Genomic DNA, 17,988 nt, shown 5'->3' with positions numbered 1-17,988 from the left:
ATAGGAGCCATGAATCAAACAGGTGTTCGCGTAGCGGGCGGCTCACGGGCCGACCAGATTGCGGTTCTACGCGCCCAGATTCAACGCCTGGAAACCCCGGATGATTCGGTGCAGGTGCAGCCGGACGCGGAACTTCTTGGCGTCCCTGAAAAGTTATCTGAGCTGCTCCCGGGTGGTGGTCTGCCGCGTAAACGGGCAACCGCCTGCGCGGAATGCGCCGCGCTCGTGGTGGAGCTGATAACTCATGTTAGCGCGGTGGGCGGACACGTCGGGGTAGTGGGCTGGCCGGATCTATCACTCGCACAAGTGGCCGAGGATGGTGATGTCTCCCGGGTCATCACGGTGCCCGACCCGGGCGCGGAGCCCTGGGCGGTAACTAGCGTGCTGTGTGAGGGGCTGGACCTCGTCGTGCACAAGGGGACAGGTGCGCTGAGCCCCACCCGGGCGCGCCCCGTGCTGGCGAAGGTGCGGGCAGGGCAGGCGGCCCTGCTCACCGTGGGGACCCGGCTGCCGGGCACGGCCGTGGAGATCGGCGCGGAGGTCGTCGCAGTGCGTGGCTTGGGCCGGGGCAGCGGGCGGATTCGGGGGGTTGATATAGGGGTGCGGGTGGCGTCGGCAAGCATGCGCCCGCGGCGTGGAGTGCTCACGTGCGGGCAGCGACCAGACACGCGCCCGCACTTGGAGGCGGTGTGAGGGTCGCGGCGCTGTGGTTCCCGGATTGGCCTATCCAGGCGCTGCAGGACGCAGACAGGACAGCATGTGCTATCGCCGCCCAGCACCGCGTGGCGGTGTGTAACGCGGCGGCGCGCCGGGCGGGGGTGCGCCGCGGAATGCGCGTGCGCCAAGCCCAAGCCGTCCTGCCGGAGCTGCGCGTGGAGGAGGCCAACCCGGACCGGGACGGGGTGGTGTTCGCGGAGATTGCCGCGGGCCTGGACGCGGTGGCTTCGTCGGTGGAGGTGCTGCGCCCTGGGCTGGTCATCGTGGATGCGGGCGCGGCCGGGCGTTTCCACGGCAGCGAGGAGAAAGCAGTGGAGATGCTTGTCGACGCCACCGCCAGATCCCACCTCGACGCCACCGTCGGCGTCGCCGATGAGATTGCTACCGCGCTGATTGCCGCGCGCCACCGCAACCTGGGCGCGGTAGTCCCGGCAGGCGGCTCGCGCGACTTTCTGGCTCAGCAGCCGGTGGGGGTATTGGCCGCGGAGGTGGCGCTGGGGTGCGCGGCGGACGTGGTGCATTCCTTAGAACAGTTGGGCGTGCGCACGTTAGGGGAGTTGGAGAGCTTGCCGCTGCGCCAAGTCACTACCCGTTTCGGCGAGGCTGGACGGCGATGCCACGCGGTGGCCGCGGCGGCACCGGATAGGCGCGTGGCGCCGGAGCTTGCGCGCCCCGACTTGGGTGTGGAGCAGGGCTTCGAAGAACCCTTGGAGCGCGTGGATGCTGCGGCTTTCGCTGCGCGTCAGCTCGCGGCGCGCCTGCACGTGCTACTCGAGGAAGCCGGCGTGGTGTGCCTGCGCTTGCGCGTTGCTGCGGAATTTGAGGGTGGCGAGCGCCTGGAGCGGATCTGGCGTACCCAGGAAGCGCTCAGCGAGGCCGCTACAGCGGACCGCGTGCGCTGGCAGCTCGATGGTTGGCTGAGTGCTGCGCGGGCGGGGAGTGCGCCGGGTGAGGGAGGGGGCATCGTCAAGCTGGCGTTGGAACCAGTGGAGGTTGCCCCGCCGGGGGACGGGCTCCTGTGGGGCGCGGGCGAATCCGCGGAGCAGGCCAAGCGCGTTATCGCGCGGGTGCAATCCCAGCTGGGGGTGGACCGCGTGCTGCAGCCCCGCCCGGCGGGCGGGCGTGGGGTGGCCGAGCGTATCGAGTACGTTCCCTACGGCGAGCAGCGCGATCCGCAGCCGGAGGGCACGTGGCCGGGGCGTATCCCGGCGCCGCTTCCGGCGAGCCTGGCCCACCCGGCTGCGCGGATTCGGCTTATCGACGTCTCTTCGAAGGACGTCATCGTCACCGCCGAGGCCCTCCTCTCCGGGGAGCCGGCGGGCCTGGGATGGGGGCGCCACCGCTACCGGGTGACCGGTTGGGCTGGCCCGTGGCCCGTGGACTCTGAGTGGTGGGAAGCAGGTGCGGCGCAGCGCTGCGCGCGTCTGCAAGTCGTCGGAGAAAACGAGAAAGGCCAGCGTGCCTGGCTTCTCGTGTGGGCAGGCGGGCGCTGGTCTGTGGAGGCAACCTATGCCTGAACTGTTTAGTTCAGGATGTCGATAACCAGGCGCGTCGGTGCCTTGAGCACCTGAACCGAGTACGGGTGGCGTTCATTAAGCCCGATAACGAACTGCGAGCGAGCCTCGAAGGTACCGCCGCTGACCACCTGGGTAACTAGGCCGCCGGCGCCATTTACGGTGCCGATATTCGGGTCTTCCATGTTGAGCTGGAAGGGGTAGGCGGTGCCGTCGATGCTGACGTCGAGCGCGGTGGAGCCTTCATAAGCAATCGGGTTGCCGGATCCTTGCTGGGCGGGGGAATCGGTGTAATCGATGAACCAGCCCGGCGAACCATCCCCGACAAACTCGAAGACCACGCGGTCAAATCCCTCGTGCTTACCCACGCGGACATCGGTCACCACCAGCTCCGAGGGGGCCGGTGGGCGGAGGGTTTTCATCTCCATGTTGGCGTCGCCCAGCGGGGTCAGCCCAGCCGGTGCGGCGGGGGAGGGCGCAGTGGGAGTGACGGTAGCGGTGGAAGTGGAGGCGCCGGACAGGGTGGCGTCGAGAGTCTTCGTGGGGTCGCCGGTACTACCATCCGGGGAGGAAGAAGGAGCGCATCCCTGAAGCACGAGCGCACCCGAGACAACGAGTGCGGCCACTGGGGCGACTGTGCGCAAGAGATTGTGTTTCGGCATAACTTCGAGCGTAGTGGCACTTCGGGGAATTATATGCATCGAGCTAAGCATCGTAACCACATTGTTGTGAAGCAAGTGATGCCAGTTAAGATGGCGCCATGACCTTCTGCTCCGACGTCCAGGTCGAGCCCCTGGCTGGTACCGCTAAACAAGAATCTGTGTACGTCCTTTTCGAGTGGCCCACGGCGTGGTCGCGCGACGTGCTTGACGGCCACACCTTTGGCCCAGGCCTCACCGAAAAGCTCAAGGCCAAGCTCAAGGGCGTGGCGGGCCTGCAGCTCATTCGCCGCCCGGGGCGCGCCGGGCATGAGCGGGGGACGGGGCACTTCCGTTGTTTCGTTGTGTGGGCGCGCGAGGGGCTGGTGCAGGATTACACCCTGAACGGCCCAGAGGACATTCTTGACCTGGATCTTGAGCACCCCACCGGCACGTGCCTGCCGCTGGTGCTCGTGTGCACCCACGCCAAGCGCGATGCCTGCTGCGCCATCAAGGGGCGCCCGCTGGCTGCCTCCCTGGCATGTGAATTTGAGGAGACCGTGTGGGAAACCTCCCACACCAAAGGCCACCGCTTCGCGCCGTCGGTGCTGCTGATGCCGTGGGGCTATTCCTTTGGCCGCCTCAACGTGGAGGCCGGCCGTGAGCTCGTGGGCAAGGCGCTGCACGGCGAGTATTTCTACCCCGCCAACCGTGGTTCCGGCCTCACCACGCCCCGGGGCCAGGTAGCGGAGCTCGCGGTGGCACGCCAGCTTCTCGACGCCTCCGAGACCCTCCACTACGGCGACCTCACCGTCGACGCGACAGATACCGCAGCGGCAGGTACTGCCGCTGTGCGACACCGCGACGGCCGCGCATGGGACGTGGAGCTGGAAGAAAAAGAGGCCTCCGGCGTTGTCTCCTCCTGCGGAGACAAACCGAAGACCTCTCGAATCTACGTCGCGCGTCGCGTCGAAAAGCGCAGCGTATAGATAGGGGTTGGCGTGGTTAGCGGCGCATAATCTTGGCCGAAAGCCAGTTGCCAAAGAACTGCGCTGCCTGCACCAGCACGATGATGATGAGGGTAGCCACCACGGTGACTTCCCACTCGAAGGCGCGGTAGCCGTAGACAATAGCGAAGTCACCCAGGCCACCGCCGCCGACGTAGCCCGCCATCGCGGACATATCGACGATGCCGATGAACAGGAAGGTGTAGCCCAACACCAGCGGGCCCAGTGCTTCCGGAATGATGACCGTTGTGATGATCTTCCATGGCGAAGCACCCATCGCGCGGGCCGCCTCAATCACGCCCGGATCCAGCGCCACGAGGTTCTGCTCCACGATGCGCGCCACCGCGAAGGTAGCCGCGATCACCATGACGAACGTGGCCGGCTCCCGGCCGATGGAGCTGCCCAGCACCGCCACCGTCAGCGGCTGCACAAAGGCCAGCAGGATGATGAACGGGATCGGGCGAATGAAGTTCACCAGAATGTTGATGACGAAGTGAATGGGCTTGTTCTGCAGGATGCCGCCCGGGCGCGTGGTGTAGAGCAGAATGCCCAGCACGAGGCCGATGATGCCCGCAAGCACCAGGGTCGTGGCGACCATGATGAGGGTGTCCTTGATGGCGTCGACAAGCGTACTGCCCAGTCGGTCCCAATTGGCCTGCGCGAGGTAGGTGACGTTCATCGTTGAATCTCCTCAATCTCGGTGGTGCGTTGCATGTGTGCGTAAAAGTCTTCGATGGCGGCGTCCGGGCCGTTGAGGCGGACGGTGATCTTGCCAAAGGAGTGCTTCTGCAAGGTGGTGATACCGCCGTGGACCACGGCGATGGACACGCCCTCGTCCGCGAGTTTGCCCGCGGCATCGAAGAAGCCGGACTTCTCCGTCAGGTTGATGGTGAACAGGCGGCCCTCGTGGGCCAAGAGGTCATCGGCCTCGACGACGTCCGGGGTGTTGCGCAGCGAGGTGGCCACGAATTTCTCCGCCACCTTGGTTCGGGGATTGGAGAAGACCTCATAGACACTGCCGGACTCAATAACGTGGCCGCCTTCCATGACGGCGACCTTGTCTGCGATGGAGCGCACGACGTCCATCTCGTGGGTAATGACCACGATGGTGATGCCGAAATCGCGGTTGACCTTGCGCAGAAGGTCGAGAACCTCATGGGTGGTGGTGGGGTCGAGCGCTGAGGTGGCTTCATCCGCCAGCAGCAGGGAAGGGTTATTAGCCAGGGCGCGGGCGATGCCGACGCGCTGTTTCTGGCCGCCAGAGAGCTGCTCCGGGTAGTTATCGCCCTTGTCCGCCAGGCCGACGAATTCCAGCAGTTCCTGGACGCGCTTTTTACGCTCCTGCTTCTCGACGCCCTGCAGCTTCAGCGGGTACTCAATGTTGCCCGCCGCGGTGCGGGAGGACATGAGGTTGAACTGCTGGAAGATCATGCCGATGTTGCGGCGGATGCCGCGCAGCTTGGACTCGGGCAGGGGAACGACATCGGTGCCGTCGAGAAGCAGCTGTCCTGAGGTCGGCTTATCGAGGCCGTTGATCATGCGCACCAGCGTGGACTTGCCCGCGCCGGAGAAGCCGATGATGCCGATGATCTCGCCGGGCTCGACGGTCAGGGAGACATTATCGAGTGCGGTGGTGGTGGTTTTCTTGTTCTTAAAGACTTTGGTGATGTTGCGGAATTCAATCCGGGTGCCCTGGTGGGCGCCAGTGTGTTCAGTCACGTGGTTTTCCTTTGTACGTGTCCGTGTAGTGAATAAGCAGGGAGTAACGGGCAAAATCCCCCGGGTCACGCAAACGAGCGTGAGCGCGGGGGTGAGGGAGATTCGCTTAGCTAGAGGAGGCTTCCTCTTCCAAGCGCTCCAGAATCTCCTGAAGCTCTGACTGTGGTTTGTCCACGAAGATGGTGGTGCCACCCGTGGTGTCTTGCACCGCGGCCTTCACCTCATCGGAGAGGTAAAGTTCAGCCAGCTTCTTGACCTTCTCATTGTCCTTGTCCTTTTCCTGCACAGCCCACACGTTGACGTAGGGGTCGAACAGGATCTTCGGGTCGGCGTTGGGGTTTTCCGGGTCGTCGTAAAGCACGGCGTCGGCCGGGTTGATACCCGCTCGCTTGAAGAAGGAGTTGGTGATGATGGCGGGCTTGCCCTCGCCGAAGGCGGACGGAGTCTGGGAGGCATCGACCGGGGTGATGGTCACCTTGGAAGCGGACTCGTCGATATCGGCGGGATCCGGGGTGAGCTTGTCCTCTTCCTTGAGCTTCAGCAAACCGTTGGCTGCCAGCAGGTTGATGGCGCGGCCCTGGTTCGTGGCGTCATTCGGAATGGCGATGTCCTGCCCCTCGATGCCGTCGATGCTGTCGTGGCCCTTCCAGAACAGAGGCATGGGGTAGACCTGCGTGGACGCAACCGGGACAAGGTTTGTGCCGTTGCCCACGTTGTACTCGGCGAGGAACTTTAAGTGCTGGAACTTGTTGGTGTCCGTGCTCCCCTCAGCCAATGACTGGTTGGGGGTGGCGTAGTCGGTAAAGCTCTTCATCTCGATCTCGATGCCTTCTTGAGCAGCGAGTTCTTTGAGCACGCCCCACTCCGGAAGCTCGGCGTCGGTGGTGCCGATGATGATGGGATCCTCGGCGGTACCAGCGGCGAAATCGGAGCTTGCAGACGAGCAGGCGACCAAGCTGGTAGCGGCAGCGAGACTAGCTACAGCGGCTGCTACGAGACGGCGGATGCGCATGATTCGTCCTTTGCTAGTTAGTCAGTGAAGGCTGCTTAAACCTGCTCCTCGAGGCGGTCCAGAATCTCCTGGAGCTCCTCCTGGGAGCGGTCCACGGCCACGGCGGTGTCGCCGGAGGACTTCAGGACCGCGTCGGTGACCTTCTGGTCCTTCCACAGCTTGGCCAGTTCGTGGAGGGTTTCGTTATCGGCGTCGTCGGCACGCACGGCCCAGACGTTGATGTAAGGCTCGGCCTCGGTGGAGTCCGGGTCATCCTGAGCAACGGCAGACTGCGGGTCAATGCCGGCGCGCTCGAGGAAGGAGTTGTTGATAACGGCAGGCTTGCCCTCGCCGTAGGCGGCCGGGGTCTGGGCGGCGTCCACCGGGGTGACCTTGACCTTGGACTTCTTCTCATCGATGTCCAGCGGGGTCGGGGTCAGCGGGCTGCCCTCCTTGAGGGTGACCAGGCCTTCCTGGACCAGCAGGCCGATGGCGCGGCCCTGGTTGGTGGAGTCGTTCGGGATGGCGACTTCCTGGCCCTCGACGTCACCGAGGTCCTTGTGGTCCTTCCAGTAGATGGCCAGCGGGTAGATCTCGGTAGCTGCCAGCGGGACGAGGTCGGTGCCGTTGCCCTTGTTGTATTCAGCCAGGAACTTCAGGTGCTGGAACTTGTTGGTCGTCAGCTTGCCCTGGTCCAGAGCCTGGTTCGGGGTGTTGTAGTCGGCGAAGTTTTCCAGTTTGACGTCGAAGCCGGCCTCCTTGGTCAGGTCCTGGAATACGGCCCACTCTTCCATGTTGGCGTCGGTGGTGCCGATGGTGATGGTGGAGTCCTTGGTAATGGCCTCACCGGAGTTCTCGGACTCGGCGGAGTCCGAGGAGCAAGCAACCAGGCCGGTTGCAGCGATGAAGGCTGCCGAGGTGGCAGCAAGTACGCGACGGATGCTCATAGTGGGTTCCTAGTGTCCCTTCTTGGTTTGTGCGGCAAGTCGTATCACCGCAGGAGTATGCACTGCACGAAAAACTAGCAACGATTGAACCGCTTTGTCTATCCGAGTATTTGTTCAACGAAAACCTTGACTGGAATACATGTTCGAATATAGTGTGTGGGGCTATGAGATTCAATGGGGGTGAGGCGCTGCCGTGGTCCCGGGTGGAGAGGATTCTCTCTGGCCGTCCGGGGCCCGTCCCGGTGCCGGTGGACCACCTTCCGGGGGCGGCGGAGGAGCCGAAGGCTGGGCATTCCGCCGTGCCCTTCGCGGAGTTGCATGCGGTGAGCTCGTATAGCTTCCTTCACGGCGCCTCTGAGCCGGAGGAGCTCGTGGCGCGCGCCGTCGGGCTGGGCCTGCGCGGGATTGCGCTGGTAGACAGGGATGGATTCTATGGCCTCATGAAATTTGCGGAGGCCGCTGCCAAGGTGGGGCTGCCCGCCGTCTTTGGCGCGGAGCTCAGTCTGGATCCGGCCCCGCTGACGGTCTTGGCGCGCACCCCGGAGGGCTATCGGCGTCTATCCCGGCTCATTTCCCGCGCCCACATGGAAGCGGGGGAGAAGGGGGCCGTGTCCTATCCTCCCCTGGTGGAGATTGCCGCGCAGCTACAGGATGAATGCCTGTTCTTGGTGGGCTGGGAGTGGGCGGAGCATTTCGATCTTCTGGTCGATGGAATAAAAATAGACAGCATGGTTCTGGAGTATGCCTGTACCCAGCTTCCGGAGGACGCGGACCACCACCTACTGCTGGATTCCTTGCCGGTTCCGCGTGCCATCGCTTCTACCCGCCCAGCTGCCGCCACACGGCAACACGCGCGGCTGGCCGGCGCGAAAGAAGCCTTGTCTAGACGCCTCGCGCTTGTCGACGCCTCCCCCAACTCCCACCCGATGGGCTCGTCCTGGCTGCGCTCCGGGGAACAGATGGCGCAGCTGTTTCCGGAGCGCCCCGAGCTCATCGCGGAAACCGTCCGCGTCCTTGAGGAATGCAGCTTCACCTGGGAGGCGCTGGCCCCAAACCTGCCTGATTTCGACGTGCCGGAAGGCCATACCGAGATGTCTTGGCTAGAGCATCTCACCTTCGAGCGCGCGGCAGCGCGCTATGCCACGCGGCCTAAGGAGATTCGGGAGCGGGCGTGGGAGCAGATGCGGTATGAGCTGGGCGTCGTTAAGCAGCTAGGCTTTCCCGGCTACTTCCTCATCGTGTGTGATCTCGTGGATTTTTGTAAACGGGAGAACATCCTGTGCCAGGGGCGGGGCTCGGCGGCGAATTCGGCGGTGTGCTTCGCGCTGGGGATTACGAATGCGGAGCCGATTTCCGCGGGCCTGCTCTTTGAGCGCTTCCTCTCCCCGGACCGCGATGGCCCGCCGGATATTGACATCGATATTGAATCGGGGCGGCGCGAGGAGGTCATTCAGTACGTCTACGCCAAGCATGGCCGCGAGCGCGCCGCGCAGGTGGCCAACGTGATTACGTACCGCCGCAAAGGCGCGCTGCGGGATGCCGCCCGCGCATTGGGCTACCCGCAGGGTTCGGCCGATGCCTGGTCGAAGGGGATCGCGCCCGCGCCTTCGGACGTTGAATCCTTGGCCGAGCAGTTTATAGGGCAGCCGCGCCACCTGGGCATTCACTCCGGCGGCATGGTGCTGTGCGACCGGCCAATTGCGGATGTCGTGCCCGTGGAATGGGCGCGCATGGAAAACCGCTCGGTGCTGCAGTGGGATAAGGATGATTGCGCCGCGGCCGGGCTGGTGAAGTTCGACCTGCTGGGCCTGGGCATGCTCGAAGCCCTGCACCACATGATGGATTTGGTGGAGGAAAGCACCGGCAGGGTGGTCAACCTGTGGGAGCTGGACCTGGCTGACCCGGAAGTCTATGACATGCTCTGCCGCGCGGATGCGGTGGGCGTGTTTCAGGTGGAATCGCGCGCGCAGCTGAGCACGCTGCCGAGGCTCAAGCCGCGGGTCTTCTTCGACCTCGTGGTGGAGGTCGCGCTCATCCGCCCAGGCCCCATCCAGGGCGGGTCGGTGCACCCCTACCTGCGTCGCCGCGATGGCAAGGAGCCGGTGACCTATGACCACCCGGTGCTGGAGAAGTCCCTGGGCAAGACGCTGGGGATTCCGCTCTTTCAGGAGCAGCTCATGCAGATTGCGGTCGATGCCGCTGGGTTCAGCGGCGCGGAGGCGGATGACCTGCGGCGCGCGATGGGCTCGAAGCGCTCGCCGGCCAAGATGGCGGCGCTCAAGCAGCGCTTTTATGAGGGCTTGGAGGAGACCAACGGGATTGTCGGGGAAGTGGCGGACAAGTTGTGGGCCAAGATTGTGGCCTTTGCGGCCTACGGCTTCCCGGAGTCGCACTCGCAGTCTTTTGCTTCCTTGGTGTACTTTTCGGCGTGGTTCAAGCGCTATTATCCGGCGCAGTTCTGCGTGGGCTTGCTGCGCGCGCAGCCGATGGGTTTCTACTCGCCGCAGTCGCTTGTTCAGGACGCCCGCCGTCACGGCGTGGAGGTGTTGCCGGTCAGCGTCAACGAGTCGGGCCGCGAGGCGCGCGTGGTGGTGGGCGCGGACGGTCAGGCGCGTATCCGCTTGGGGCTTAACCTCATCAAGGGGTTGGGTGATAAGGCCGCCGATCGCATTGAAGCGGCCGCGCCGTTTGGCGACGTCCCCGATCTCTCCCGTCGTGCCGATCTCACCGTCGATCACGTGGAGGCTCTTGCGGTGGCGGGGGCTTTGGATGTCTTTGGGGTGGATCGTCGCCAAGCGTTGTGGCAGGCCGGTGTTGCCGCGACAGAACGGGCAGGGATGCTGCCGGGGCTTTCGGCTATTGAGGCGCCGTCTTTGCCGGGGATGAGTGCTTTTGAGCTTATGGCGGCGGACGTGGCGAGCACTGGTGTGACCCACAACCAGCAGCCGATGGAGCAGGCGCGTGAGGCGCTGCGTGCTCGTGGTGTCTTGGCGGCGGCGGATCTGCCGGCCGTGGAGGATGGCACCCGCGTGCGTATCGCCGGGGTGGTCACGCACCGCCAGCGCCCGCATACTGCAGGTGGCGTGGTCTTCTTCGGCTTGGAGGATGAGACTGGGTTGATGAACGTGATGGTCTCGCCCGGCCTGTGGGCCAGGGATAAGGTCACCGCGCGGACAGCGCCCGCGCTCATCGTGCGCGGCATCGTGCAGAATGCCTCCGGCGCGGTCACCGTTGCTGCGGACCAGCTGGAGCCGCTGGCCTTCGGCGAGGCCCTTTCGCGCGGCTCGCGGGATTTCCGCTAAGAGGTTTATTCCTTTGAGATGAGCTCGTCGCGGTTCATTTTTCCCGCCAGGGAACGGGCCACCGAGAACGGCACCCACACCATGAGCAGCAGGATGATCTTGAGGTAGAGCTGGGACACGAACACACCGTCCATGATGGGCATGGTTCGGGCACCCCAGGCGATAAGGCCAGTCACTGGCAGCAAGATGACGAGTGCTGCGAGGGAGAACTTGAGGCCGTCGTCGCGGGCTTCGACGTGCTGCTGCATTTGGTACTCATCGAGCTCCGTCGTGGGCAGGTCTGCAGCACCTATCGCTCCGCGCAGGCGGGCGGTCAGCAGCGCGGTGAGCAGCGTTCCGAGGCAGGCCACCATGAGTGAGGTAAAGGAGTCCCAGAACTGCAGGGGGAGGGACAGGATGATGAGGCAGGAGGAGAGATCGGCCAGGGTGATGTAGCGCTTTCGGGTCTTAACGGAATCGGGAATGGTGACGGCGGACATGAGCGAGTTAGTCCTTTCGGTAGATTTCGGAGGACATGGGGGTGAATTCGGTCCGGGAGAACACGGCTTCCACGGGCAAGTCAAAGACCTCGCAGATATTGAAGGCGAGATCCAGGCTGGGGGAGTGGTCGCCGCGCTCGAGGGCGCCGATGGTTTGGGGGTTGACCCCGATGGCGTCGGCAAGCTGTGCGCGCGTCATGTCCCTTTCAACGCGGAGCACGCGGACCCGGTTAAATAGTGGGCGGGTTGGCTTTTTCTTTGGGGACATGCACCACAGTGTTGTATAAACCCAACAACTTGTCAAGGGTTCATGTTAGTGTGTTGGCATGAACCCCGTATCCCCGTCACTCACGAAAGCCCGCTACATCACGAATTTGAGCTGGGACATTATCCTCGCCGTCCTGGCGGCCGCGGCGGCATATTTCTGGTGGGATTGGCTCTATTGGGTAGCCGGCGCGCTCGTTGCGTGGGCACTCTACGAACTGTGGCTCATCCCCGCGCAGGTGAAAAACCTGGGCTGGCAGGAAACCGCCGATGAATTACTGGTCACCCGCGGAAAAATCTGGCACACCTTCACCGTCGTGCCCTACGGCCGCATCCAGTTCGTCGACGTCACCGCCGGCCCCGTCGAGCGGGCGATGGGGCTGAAAAAGGTGAAGCTGCACACGGCGTCGCCCAGCAGCGACGCCACCATCCCCGGCCTCCTTGCTGCCGACGCCGACGCCCTGCGCGAGCGCCTCGCCGTCAAGGCCCGCGAGAGGATGAGTGGGCTGTGAAGGACCGCGCGCTTATCGACGCCGACGGCTACACCCGCGTCCACCGCCTCACCCCGCTGCTGCGTTTTTGGTCGCTGATTCTGGCGCTGGTGGCCGTTCTCGCGGTGAACGTCAACGCCTCCATGGTGTCGGATGTCCTGTCCTACGTGCAGGGTGGGCACTTGGGTGAGGTCGGCCGCGGCACCCTGCTGGGCATCGGTGCCTTCGTGCTGGTGTGTGCGATGATTTGGCTGGTCTCCGGAATTTGGTGGCGCAAGCTGGGCTACAAGCTCACCGAGGATGAAATCGCGCTGCGCCACGGCGTCATCTCAACGTCCTTCCGCTCCGCGCGCTACGAGCGTATCCAGGCGGTGGATGTCGTGGAATCCATCATCGCGCGCCTATTGGGCTTGGCCGCAGTCCGTGTGGAGACCGCGGGCGGCACCTCCTCCGTCATCAAAATCGAGTACCTGACCAAGGCGACAGCGGAGGAGCTGCGCGCGGAGCTGCTGCGGCGCACAAATAAGGGGCCTGCCAGTGAGCCAGCGCCGGAAACCCCCGCCGCCTTGATCCCGGAGATTCCCATCCTGCGCACGATTGCCGCTGAGGCTTTGCGCCTGCCCACGTTGGTTACCGCACTCGTCATCGGCGGCCTGCTCTTCCTCCCCGGGATGTGGACCGCGCTGCTGCCCATCATCGTGGGCTTCGTGGGGCGGGTGTGGGGGCTGGTAGATTCCTCCTGGAAATTCACCGCGCTTCACGACGCCCCCGCCAACGCCCTCAACGTCTCCTACGGTCTTGCCGACCGCCGCCGCCAAACCATCCGCATCAGTCGCATCCACGGCGTGCGGGTGAGCCAGCCTTTCCTGTGGAGGCGCTTCGGCTGGTACGAGGTGCACGTCTCGGTGGCCGGGTATGGCGCGAAGGGCGGCGGCAAGCAATCTGGTTCTACGCGCATCCTGCCGGTGGGCACCCGGGAGCAGGCGCTGGAGTTGCTAGCCCTCATCTCCGATCTAGACCGCGCGCAGATTGAGGACTATGCGCGCCCCGAAGGCCACACCCAGCCCACCTATACCTCCCCGCGCCGGGCCACCTGGGTCAGTCCCGTCGACCGTAAGCAGCAGTCGGTGACGCTGGTGGAATCGCCTCAGCCGGTGACCATCGTGCATCGCGGCCGCATCAACCGCCGCGTCATGGTGATTGGCACCCCGCACATCCAAGAGCTCACTCTCAAGGTGGGGCCGTTGGGTCACCTCGCGGGTGTGCGCACCGTGCGCTTCGACCTTGTGGCGGGCCCAGTCAAGATGGCCGGCCAGGACCTCACGCCTGCCGACGCCTCCGAACTCCTCACCCGTTTGCGCTCCCGCCGCCTTCCTGCCATGGAAGCCGCGCTGGGGCCGAGCAGCCTCCAGCAGGACCTTAAGCCCGGCGACGAAGCTTAAGCAGCACCGGTCCGCGGGTGCTGCTGGGGCCGGCACACGCCGAGGCCGCCGAACAGGACCCGCATCCGCCCGCGGGGCAGGAGCCGAGCGGCTCCATATCGAGCACCCCGCTGGCGGTGAGGTGGTCCAGGATGACATCGACCGTGCCGGGTTCCAGCCCGGTCTGCGCCGCGATGGCTACGCGCGAGCGCACACCGGATTCGATGGCTTGCTGCACGGCGTGAATGGGCGAGGCGGACACTAGATAAACACCCTCAGAATCTGGAAGGCCGCCACTGCCAGCACCCACGCGGTGGCCAGCTGAATGCCGAAACCGAAGAGCGTCCAGCGCCAGCCAATCTCGCGGCGCTGCGCGGCAATCGTGGCCACGCAGGGTGTGTAGGCCAGCAGGAAGAGCATGTAGGCCCACACCGCGGCGAGGGGATGGCCACCGGAGGCGCGGTTGAAATCTTGACGCACATGGTCACTGAGCGCGCTGTGGGATTGTTCCTCCGCGGAGGCGTCGGTGACGTCGTCGACGGCGTAGGTCTGCGCCCATGTCGAAATCAGCGCCTCCTTGGCCACGAAACCCGTGACCAGCGGACCAGCCAGGGACCACGAGTCGAAACCAGCCGGGGCAAAGGCCGGGGCGATGGTGCGCGAGACCGCGCCGTAGGCGGAATCCTCCGGTGCTGGTGGCTCGCCCAAGGTAGTCTCGTGCACCGCGGCCCCAACCGGGATGGCCATGAGCAGCCACACCACGACCACGGTGGTCACGATGATGCCACCGGCGGTTTGCAGGAAGCCTTTCAACCGCGTCCACATCACGCTCAGCGCTAGGCGCACGGTGGGCAGCTGGTACGTTGGCAAGTCAATAACCAGCGCTTCCTCAGGCACCGCGCGCCACAGCGTCTTTCGCAGCGCCAAGCCAACGAGCACGAGCAGCGCGATGGAAATGACGTACATGATGAACACCACGCTGCCGGCGTGCTCTGGGAAGAACGTGGCCGAAAGCATGACGAAGACCACCAAGCGCGCCGAGCACGAGGTAAACGGGATGAGCAGCGCCGTCATAATGCGATGCCGCGGGCTGCCCAGCACGCGCGTGGCCGAAATCGCCGGCACGTTGCAGCCAAAGCCCACGACAATCGGGATAAAAGCCTTACCTGGCAGGCCGATGGCCCGCATAAGACGATCTGTGACCACCGCCGCACGCGCCATGTAGCCGGAATCCTCCAACACCGCCAAACACAAAAACATCAGCGCCATGAGCGGGGCGAAGGTGAGGACCATGCCGACGCCGCCGATGAGGCCGTCGACAAGCAAGCCCGTAACGAGGGGGTGACCTAAGCCGATGGCTTCAAGCCCCGCCCGCGCCCAATCGCTCAAGGGGCCGGAGACCAACGCCTCCAGGCCATCCTGGAGGGGAGCGGCCACCGTGGTGGTGATCTGAAAGACCAGCCACATCACGGCAAGAAACAGCAGCGGACCCACGACTGGGTGGAGGGCCACCGCGTCGAGGCGGTGGGACAGGGGCGTCGCGTGCTCGACCTCGCTCACCGAGGCCTTCGCCGCCGCATCCAGCTCCGCAAAGCGGCCCTCCAGGCCGGTGTCTTCGCGCAGTTGCACGGGCTCAGCCGCCAGAGAATCTACAACAACCTCTCGCAGCTTCTCGACGCCCTCCCGCTTACGCCCATCAACCTCCACCACCGGGATGGAGGTGGCCTCAGCGAGCGCAACGGGGTCCACCGTTTGCCCCTGGTTGAGGGCCACGTCGGTCTTCGTCAGCGCGATGATGAGGCGGTAGGGCTGCTCCGCCAACTGGAGGGCCACGTTGAGGCCGCGCGCGACGGCGCTGGCATCGACGACCACGACGACGGCGTCGGGGCGCTCATCATCGGGGCAATCGATGAGCATGGCGCGGGTGAGCGCCTCATCGGGGCTGAGCGGATCGAGCGAGTAGGTGCCGGGGAAGTCGATGAGATCGGCGGTGGATTCACCCAGCTTCCACGCACCGCGGCTGACCTCAACGGTGGTTCCCGGCCAATTGCCGGTCTGCGCCTTTGCGCCGGTCAGGGCATTAAAGAGTGTGGACTTGCCGGAATTCGGGGAGCCGACGAGCGCGATGATGGGTGCTCCGGCAGGAGCTACCGCGCCGCCCGGATCGCCGTGGCAGCTGGGTTTCGTGGTGGCCATGGTTTAGACCTCGATGGCTTGCAGTGTTGCCTTGTCGATGGCGTAGCGGCAGCTGCCCACCGAGACAACGCGCGCGCCGCCGGCCACGCGCGGGCCCATGGTCAGCGTGGCGCCGGGGCGGATGCCCAGCTCGCCGAGGCGCACTGCCAAGGCGGCGTCGCAGGTGCAGGAAATGCACTCGTTTCCCAAGGTGATGGTGCATCCCATGGGGATGGCGTCGGCGGTTTGCCGTGGGCACCCAGACAACTTCACGGTGAGCTCTCTTTCTCTAAAGCATTACCGTTATAGGTTAACCTAAGTAAATATAGGTCTGTCTAGTTTTTCGCCGCTTTCGGTTAGGTGATCCTCACCACGCGGCGCTCGAGGGCGCCGCGTTTCATATGCGTTGCCTGAATTAGTTTGTCCAGCTGCTCACCTGGCGCAGCTTTTGGCGGTTCTTCAGCCGCGACTGGCCCAGCTTGCGGGACATGCGGTCCAGAATCTCAATCGCCTCGGTGATGTGCGGTCCCTTGTTGAGCATGACGCATTCCGCGCGCAGCGCATAGCCCGCGTCCGTGATTTCCGCGCGGGAGGGAAGCCCCGTCTTGGCCAGGGTCTCCAGCACCTGCGTAGCCATGATGACCGGGATATGTGCCGCCTCCGCGACCTTCATGATGCGCCCCGGCACCTGGACCATCTCCTCGAATCCCAACTCCACGGCCAAGTCACCGCGTGCAATCATGATGCCGAACTTGGCATGGCGCATGCCCTCCAGCAACACGCTTCCCAGCTGCTCATAGGCAGGCACAGTTTCAATCTTGAGCACGATGCCCAGGTCACGCACGCGCTGAGCCATCTCCTCGGACTCCTGCTCGGCGGCAATCTCCTCGAGCGTGTCATAGAGGAAGGCCACATCAGCTGGAGTGCGGATGAAGGAAACCGCTGCGATATCGCAGTGCGTGGCCACAAAACGCAGCGCCTCGATATCCTCTTCGGTGAGGCTGGGCAGCGGGACGTCAGTATCCGGCAGGTTGATTCCCTTATAGGCGGCCAGGTTGGTGCCGGTGGGCCCGGCGTGCTCCACGGTGATGACAGCCTCGCGCTCAGCGCCGTTGCCCCGCACCTTGCGGACGCGGCCGGAGATTGCGCCATCATCGAAAATCACCCGGTGACCCACCTCCAGCGCACCGACCACCTCCGGCAGCGTGCAGCCAATTGTGGTCACCTTGCCCTCGATAATGCGCGCCGGCTCCTGCGAAGTGCTCAGCACCAACTCCTCGCCGCGGTGCAGGCGAATCTTCTGCTCCAGGGCCGGAACCCCATGCACCTGCGTGGTGTCCCCGCCGTGGCTCAACACCGTTCCCTCGGCAAGGTAGCAGTTGCGATCACCGTGCAGCACCGCCACGCCTGCTTCCGTGCTCTCCACGGTGAACACACGGGAGCGCCCGCGCGCTTCCGTGAAGCGCACCTCGCTGCCGGGCTGCAGGCGCGCCAACCACTCGCCATCCACCTCCAGCGCTACCGCCGGGCGGGCCGCGCTTGGCGACGCCTCCCCCGCCACCCCGTGGGCGCGGGTAGAGGAGGGGGCGTCGTGAAGCACGAGCGTTGCCGGGCTCAGCAGCTCACCTGCCGCGGTGCGCTCGCCGCGCACGCGGATGACCTGCGGGCCCGGCTCGATGGTGCCGGTGCGGACCTTGGGGCCAGCAATATCGCAGGAAATCAGGATCTCGCGCCCCACCTCCTCGGCGGCGCGGTGGACGTGTGCCACCATCTTCTGCCAGGCATCCTGGCCATCGTGGGCGCAGTTGATGCGGGCTAGTTCCATGCCCGCGCGGGCGAAACCGAGGACCAGCTCATAGTCATCTGCGGCCTCGGTGGGAAGGGTCACCATGATGCGCGCGTGGGTGTCCTCCTGGGTGGGGCCGAGGAGGGCTTCGGTGTTGGCATCGAGGATATCGTCCGCGTCCGCATAGGCCGTGGCAATCGGCTGCACGGGATAGGTCGCCGCCTGGCCATCGAAGGCGTCGAGCACGTTGCGCGCGGCGTGGAGGCGCTCGAGCACTGCGGGCTCCGGGTGGCTGAGGCTCGTGGCGCCCAACGCGGTGAGGCCTTCCTGGATTTCGACGGCGTCCTGGGAACGCAATTCCATGTAGCGCACGAGGTTGACCGCGCCGGGGCGGTGGACGGGATCCACGCGCGCGATCTGCGCGGCGTGCGCGGCAGACGAAGCTTCGACGCGGGTAGTGAGGGAATCAAGAAGTGGGCGCAGGCTAGGCAAGGTTTCTCCTTTGTTGTGAAAGTCCACCCACATTGTGCCGCGACT

At 64.8% G+C, this 17,988-nt stretch carries 17 protein-coding genes; 6 read left to right on the top strand and 11 right to left on the bottom strand.

Annotated features, from left to right (window positions below; translation table 11 throughout):
- Positions 1–9 precede the first annotated feature (9 nt).
- Positions 10–693: a DnaE2-dependent mutagenesis accessory factor ImuA' gene (gene imuA', locus ACUY3D_RS09160; RefSeq protein ID WP_144268708.1), complete on the top strand. Its 684-nt coding sequence runs from the start codon at positions 10–12 to the stop codon at positions 691–693.
- The gene (locus tag ACUY3D_RS09155; RefSeq protein WP_269948402.1) at positions 690–2,234 is read left to right on the top strand and encodes a Y-family DNA polymerase; all 1,545 of its coding nucleotides are present in this window, start codon (positions 690–692) and stop codon (positions 2,232–2,234) included. The genes imuA' and ACUY3D_RS09155 overlap by 4 nt, the downstream gene beginning before the upstream one ends.
- A 5-nt stretch (positions 2,235–2,239) precedes the next feature.
- Here the strand turns inward: ACUY3D_RS09155 and ACUY3D_RS09150 are convergent, their stop codons facing one another.
- Complete coding sequence (locus ACUY3D_RS09150; RefSeq protein ID WP_269948401.1) at positions 2,240–2,893, bottom strand: AMIN-like domain-containing (lipo)protein; 654 nt, start codon at positions 2,891–2,893, stop codon at positions 2,240–2,242.
- 98 nt (positions 2,894–2,991) lie between these two features.
- Between ACUY3D_RS09150 and ACUY3D_RS09145 the strand changes: the two genes are divergently transcribed.
- A complete protein-coding gene (locus ACUY3D_RS09145; protein WP_144675631.1) occupies positions 2,992–3,858 on the top strand; it encodes a sucrase ferredoxin in 867 nt (288 codons plus the stop codon).
- A gap of 16 nt (positions 3,859–3,874) precedes the next feature.
- Here ACUY3D_RS09145 and ACUY3D_RS09140 read toward each other — a convergent pair whose 3' ends face one another.
- The 4 genes from ACUY3D_RS09140 to ACUY3D_RS09125 all read right to left on the bottom strand — a co-directional run bounded on the left by ACUY3D_RS09140 (position 3,875) and on the right by ACUY3D_RS09125 (position 7,533).
- The gene (locus ACUY3D_RS09140; protein WP_070521487.1) at positions 3,875–4,555 is read right to left on the bottom strand and encodes a methionine ABC transporter permease; all 681 of its coding nucleotides are present in this window, start codon (positions 4,553–4,555) and stop codon (positions 3,875–3,877) included.
- Complete coding sequence (locus tag ACUY3D_RS09135) at positions 4,552–5,595, bottom strand: methionine ABC transporter ATP-binding protein (RefSeq protein WP_070530716.1); 1,044 nt, start codon at positions 5,593–5,595, stop codon at positions 4,552–4,554. The genes ACUY3D_RS09140 and ACUY3D_RS09135 overlap by 4 nt, the downstream gene beginning before the upstream one ends.
- Before the next feature lie 106 nt (positions 5,596–5,701).
- Positions 5,702–6,607, bottom strand: coding sequence for a MetQ/NlpA family ABC transporter substrate-binding protein (locus tag ACUY3D_RS09130; protein ID WP_070624294.1), 906 nt, complete (start codon positions 6,605–6,607; stop codon positions 5,702–5,704).
- A gap of 35 nt (positions 6,608–6,642) precedes the next feature.
- On the bottom strand, positions 6,643–7,533 hold the full coding sequence (locus ACUY3D_RS09125; RefSeq protein ID WP_448240933.1) for a MetQ/NlpA family ABC transporter substrate-binding protein: 891 nt from the start codon (positions 7,531–7,533) through the stop codon (positions 6,643–6,645).
- A gap of 164 nt (positions 7,534–7,697) precedes the next feature.
- On the opposite strand from ACUY3D_RS09125, the gene ACUY3D_RS09120 reads away from it, so the two are divergent.
- Positions 7,698–10,835, top strand: coding sequence for an error-prone DNA polymerase (locus ACUY3D_RS09120; RefSeq protein WP_448240932.1), 3,138 nt, complete (start codon positions 7,698–7,700; stop codon positions 10,833–10,835).
- 5 nt (positions 10,836–10,840) lie between these two features.
- Here the strand turns inward: ACUY3D_RS09120 and ACUY3D_RS09115 are convergent, their stop codons facing one another.
- Entirely contained in the window at positions 10,841–11,314 is a 474-nt protein-coding gene (locus tag ACUY3D_RS09115) for a hypothetical protein (protein WP_070521473.1), read from the bottom strand.
- A 7-nt stretch (positions 11,315–11,321) separates the two neighbouring features.
- Positions 11,322–11,582 carry a helix-turn-helix transcriptional regulator gene (locus tag ACUY3D_RS09110; protein WP_070708296.1) on the bottom strand — a complete coding sequence of 87 codons (261 nt, stop codon included), beginning with the start codon at positions 11,580–11,582 and terminating at the stop codon, positions 11,322–11,324.
- A 58-nt stretch (positions 11,583–11,640) separates the two neighbouring features.
- Here ACUY3D_RS09110 and ACUY3D_RS09105 point away from each other — a divergent pair, with 58 nt between their 5' ends.
- Positions 11,641–12,090 (top strand): PH domain-containing protein, encoded by a 450-nt coding sequence (locus tag ACUY3D_RS09105; protein ID WP_070521467.1) that lies wholly within the window; start codon positions 11,641–11,643, stop codon positions 12,088–12,090.
- Positions 12,087–13,511: a PH domain-containing protein gene (locus tag ACUY3D_RS09100; protein WP_448240929.1), complete on the top strand. Its 1,425-nt coding sequence runs from the start codon at positions 12,087–12,089 to the stop codon at positions 13,509–13,511. The genes ACUY3D_RS09105 and ACUY3D_RS09100 overlap by 4 nt, the downstream gene beginning before the upstream one ends.
- Here the strand turns inward: ACUY3D_RS09100 and ACUY3D_RS09095 are convergent.
- The 4 genes from ACUY3D_RS09095 to ACUY3D_RS09080 all read right to left on the bottom strand — a co-directional run bounded on the left by ACUY3D_RS09095 (position 13,489) and on the right by ACUY3D_RS09080 (position 17,976).
- Entirely contained in the window at positions 13,489–13,800 is a 312-nt protein-coding gene (locus ACUY3D_RS09095; RefSeq protein ID WP_448240927.1) for a hypothetical protein, read from the bottom strand. The two genes, ACUY3D_RS09100 and ACUY3D_RS09095, sit on opposite strands and share 23 nt — an antisense overlap.
- Complete coding sequence (feoB, locus tag ACUY3D_RS09090) at positions 13,752–15,686, bottom strand: ferrous iron transport protein B (protein WP_101735863.1); 1,935 nt, start codon at positions 15,684–15,686, stop codon at positions 13,752–13,754. The genes ACUY3D_RS09095 and feoB overlap by 49 nt, the downstream gene beginning before the upstream one ends.
- Positions 15,687–15,689: 3 nt before the next feature.
- On the bottom strand, positions 15,690–15,938 hold the full coding sequence (locus tag ACUY3D_RS09085) for a FeoA family protein (RefSeq protein ID WP_070521454.1): 249 nt from the start codon (positions 15,936–15,938) through the stop codon (positions 15,690–15,692).
- A gap of 142 nt (positions 15,939–16,080) precedes the next feature.
- On the bottom strand, positions 16,081–17,976 hold the full coding sequence (locus tag ACUY3D_RS09080) for a pyruvate kinase (protein ID WP_448240926.1): 1,896 nt from the start codon (positions 17,974–17,976) through the stop codon (positions 16,081–16,083).
- Positions 17,977–17,988 lie beyond the last annotated feature (12 nt).

Source organism: Corynebacterium guaraldiae (assembly GCF_053480195.1).
Note: the sequence above shows the minus strand (reverse complement) of the source record. Positions and strands in the feature narration are given on the sequence as shown.

Excerpts from the sequence above, each read along its gene's own strand:
- imuA' (WP_144268708.1), top strand. The coding sequence starts at position 10 with ATGAATCAAACAGGTGTTCGCGTAGCGGGCGGCTCACGGGCCGACCAG.
- ACUY3D_RS09145 (WP_144675631.1), top strand. The coding sequence starts at position 2,992 with ATGACCTTCTGCTCCGACGTCCAGGTCGAGCCCCTGGCTGGTACCGCT.
- ACUY3D_RS09105 (WP_070521467.1), top strand. The coding sequence starts at position 11,641 with ATGAACCCCGTATCCCCGTCACTCACGAAAGCCCGCTACATCACGAAT.
- ACUY3D_RS09120 (WP_448240932.1), top strand. The coding sequence starts at position 7,698 with ATGAGATTCAATGGGGGTGAGGCGCTGCCGTGGTCCCGGGTGGAGAGG.
- feoB (WP_101735863.1), bottom strand. The coding sequence starts at position 15,686 with ATGGCCACCACGAAACCCAGCTGCCACGGCGATCCGGGCGGCGCGGTA.
- ACUY3D_RS09140 (WP_070521487.1), bottom strand. The coding sequence starts at position 4,555 with ATGAACGTCACCTACCTCGCGCAGGCCAATTGGGACCGACTGGGCAGT.
- ACUY3D_RS09110 (WP_070708296.1), bottom strand. The coding sequence starts at position 11,582 with ATGTCCCCAAAGAAAAAGCCAACCCGCCCACTATTTAACCGGGTCCGC.
- ACUY3D_RS09150 (WP_269948401.1), bottom strand. The coding sequence starts at position 2,893 with ATGCCGAAACACAATCTCTTGCGCACAGTCGCCCCAGTGGCCGCACTC.
- ACUY3D_RS09125 (WP_448240933.1), bottom strand. The coding sequence starts at position 7,533 with ATGAGCATCCGTCGCGTACTTGCTGCCACCTCGGCAGCCTTCATCGCT.
- ACUY3D_RS09115 (WP_070521473.1), bottom strand. The coding sequence starts at position 11,314 with ATGTCCGCCGTCACCATTCCCGATTCCGTTAAGACCCGAAAGCGCTAC.
- ACUY3D_RS09080 (WP_448240926.1), bottom strand. The coding sequence starts at position 17,976 with ATGTGGGTGGACTTTCACAACAAAGGAGAAACCTTGCCTAGCCTGCGC.
- ACUY3D_RS09130 (WP_070624294.1), bottom strand. The coding sequence starts at position 6,607 with ATGCGCATCCGCCGTCTCGTAGCAGCCGCTGTAGCTAGTCTCGCTGCC.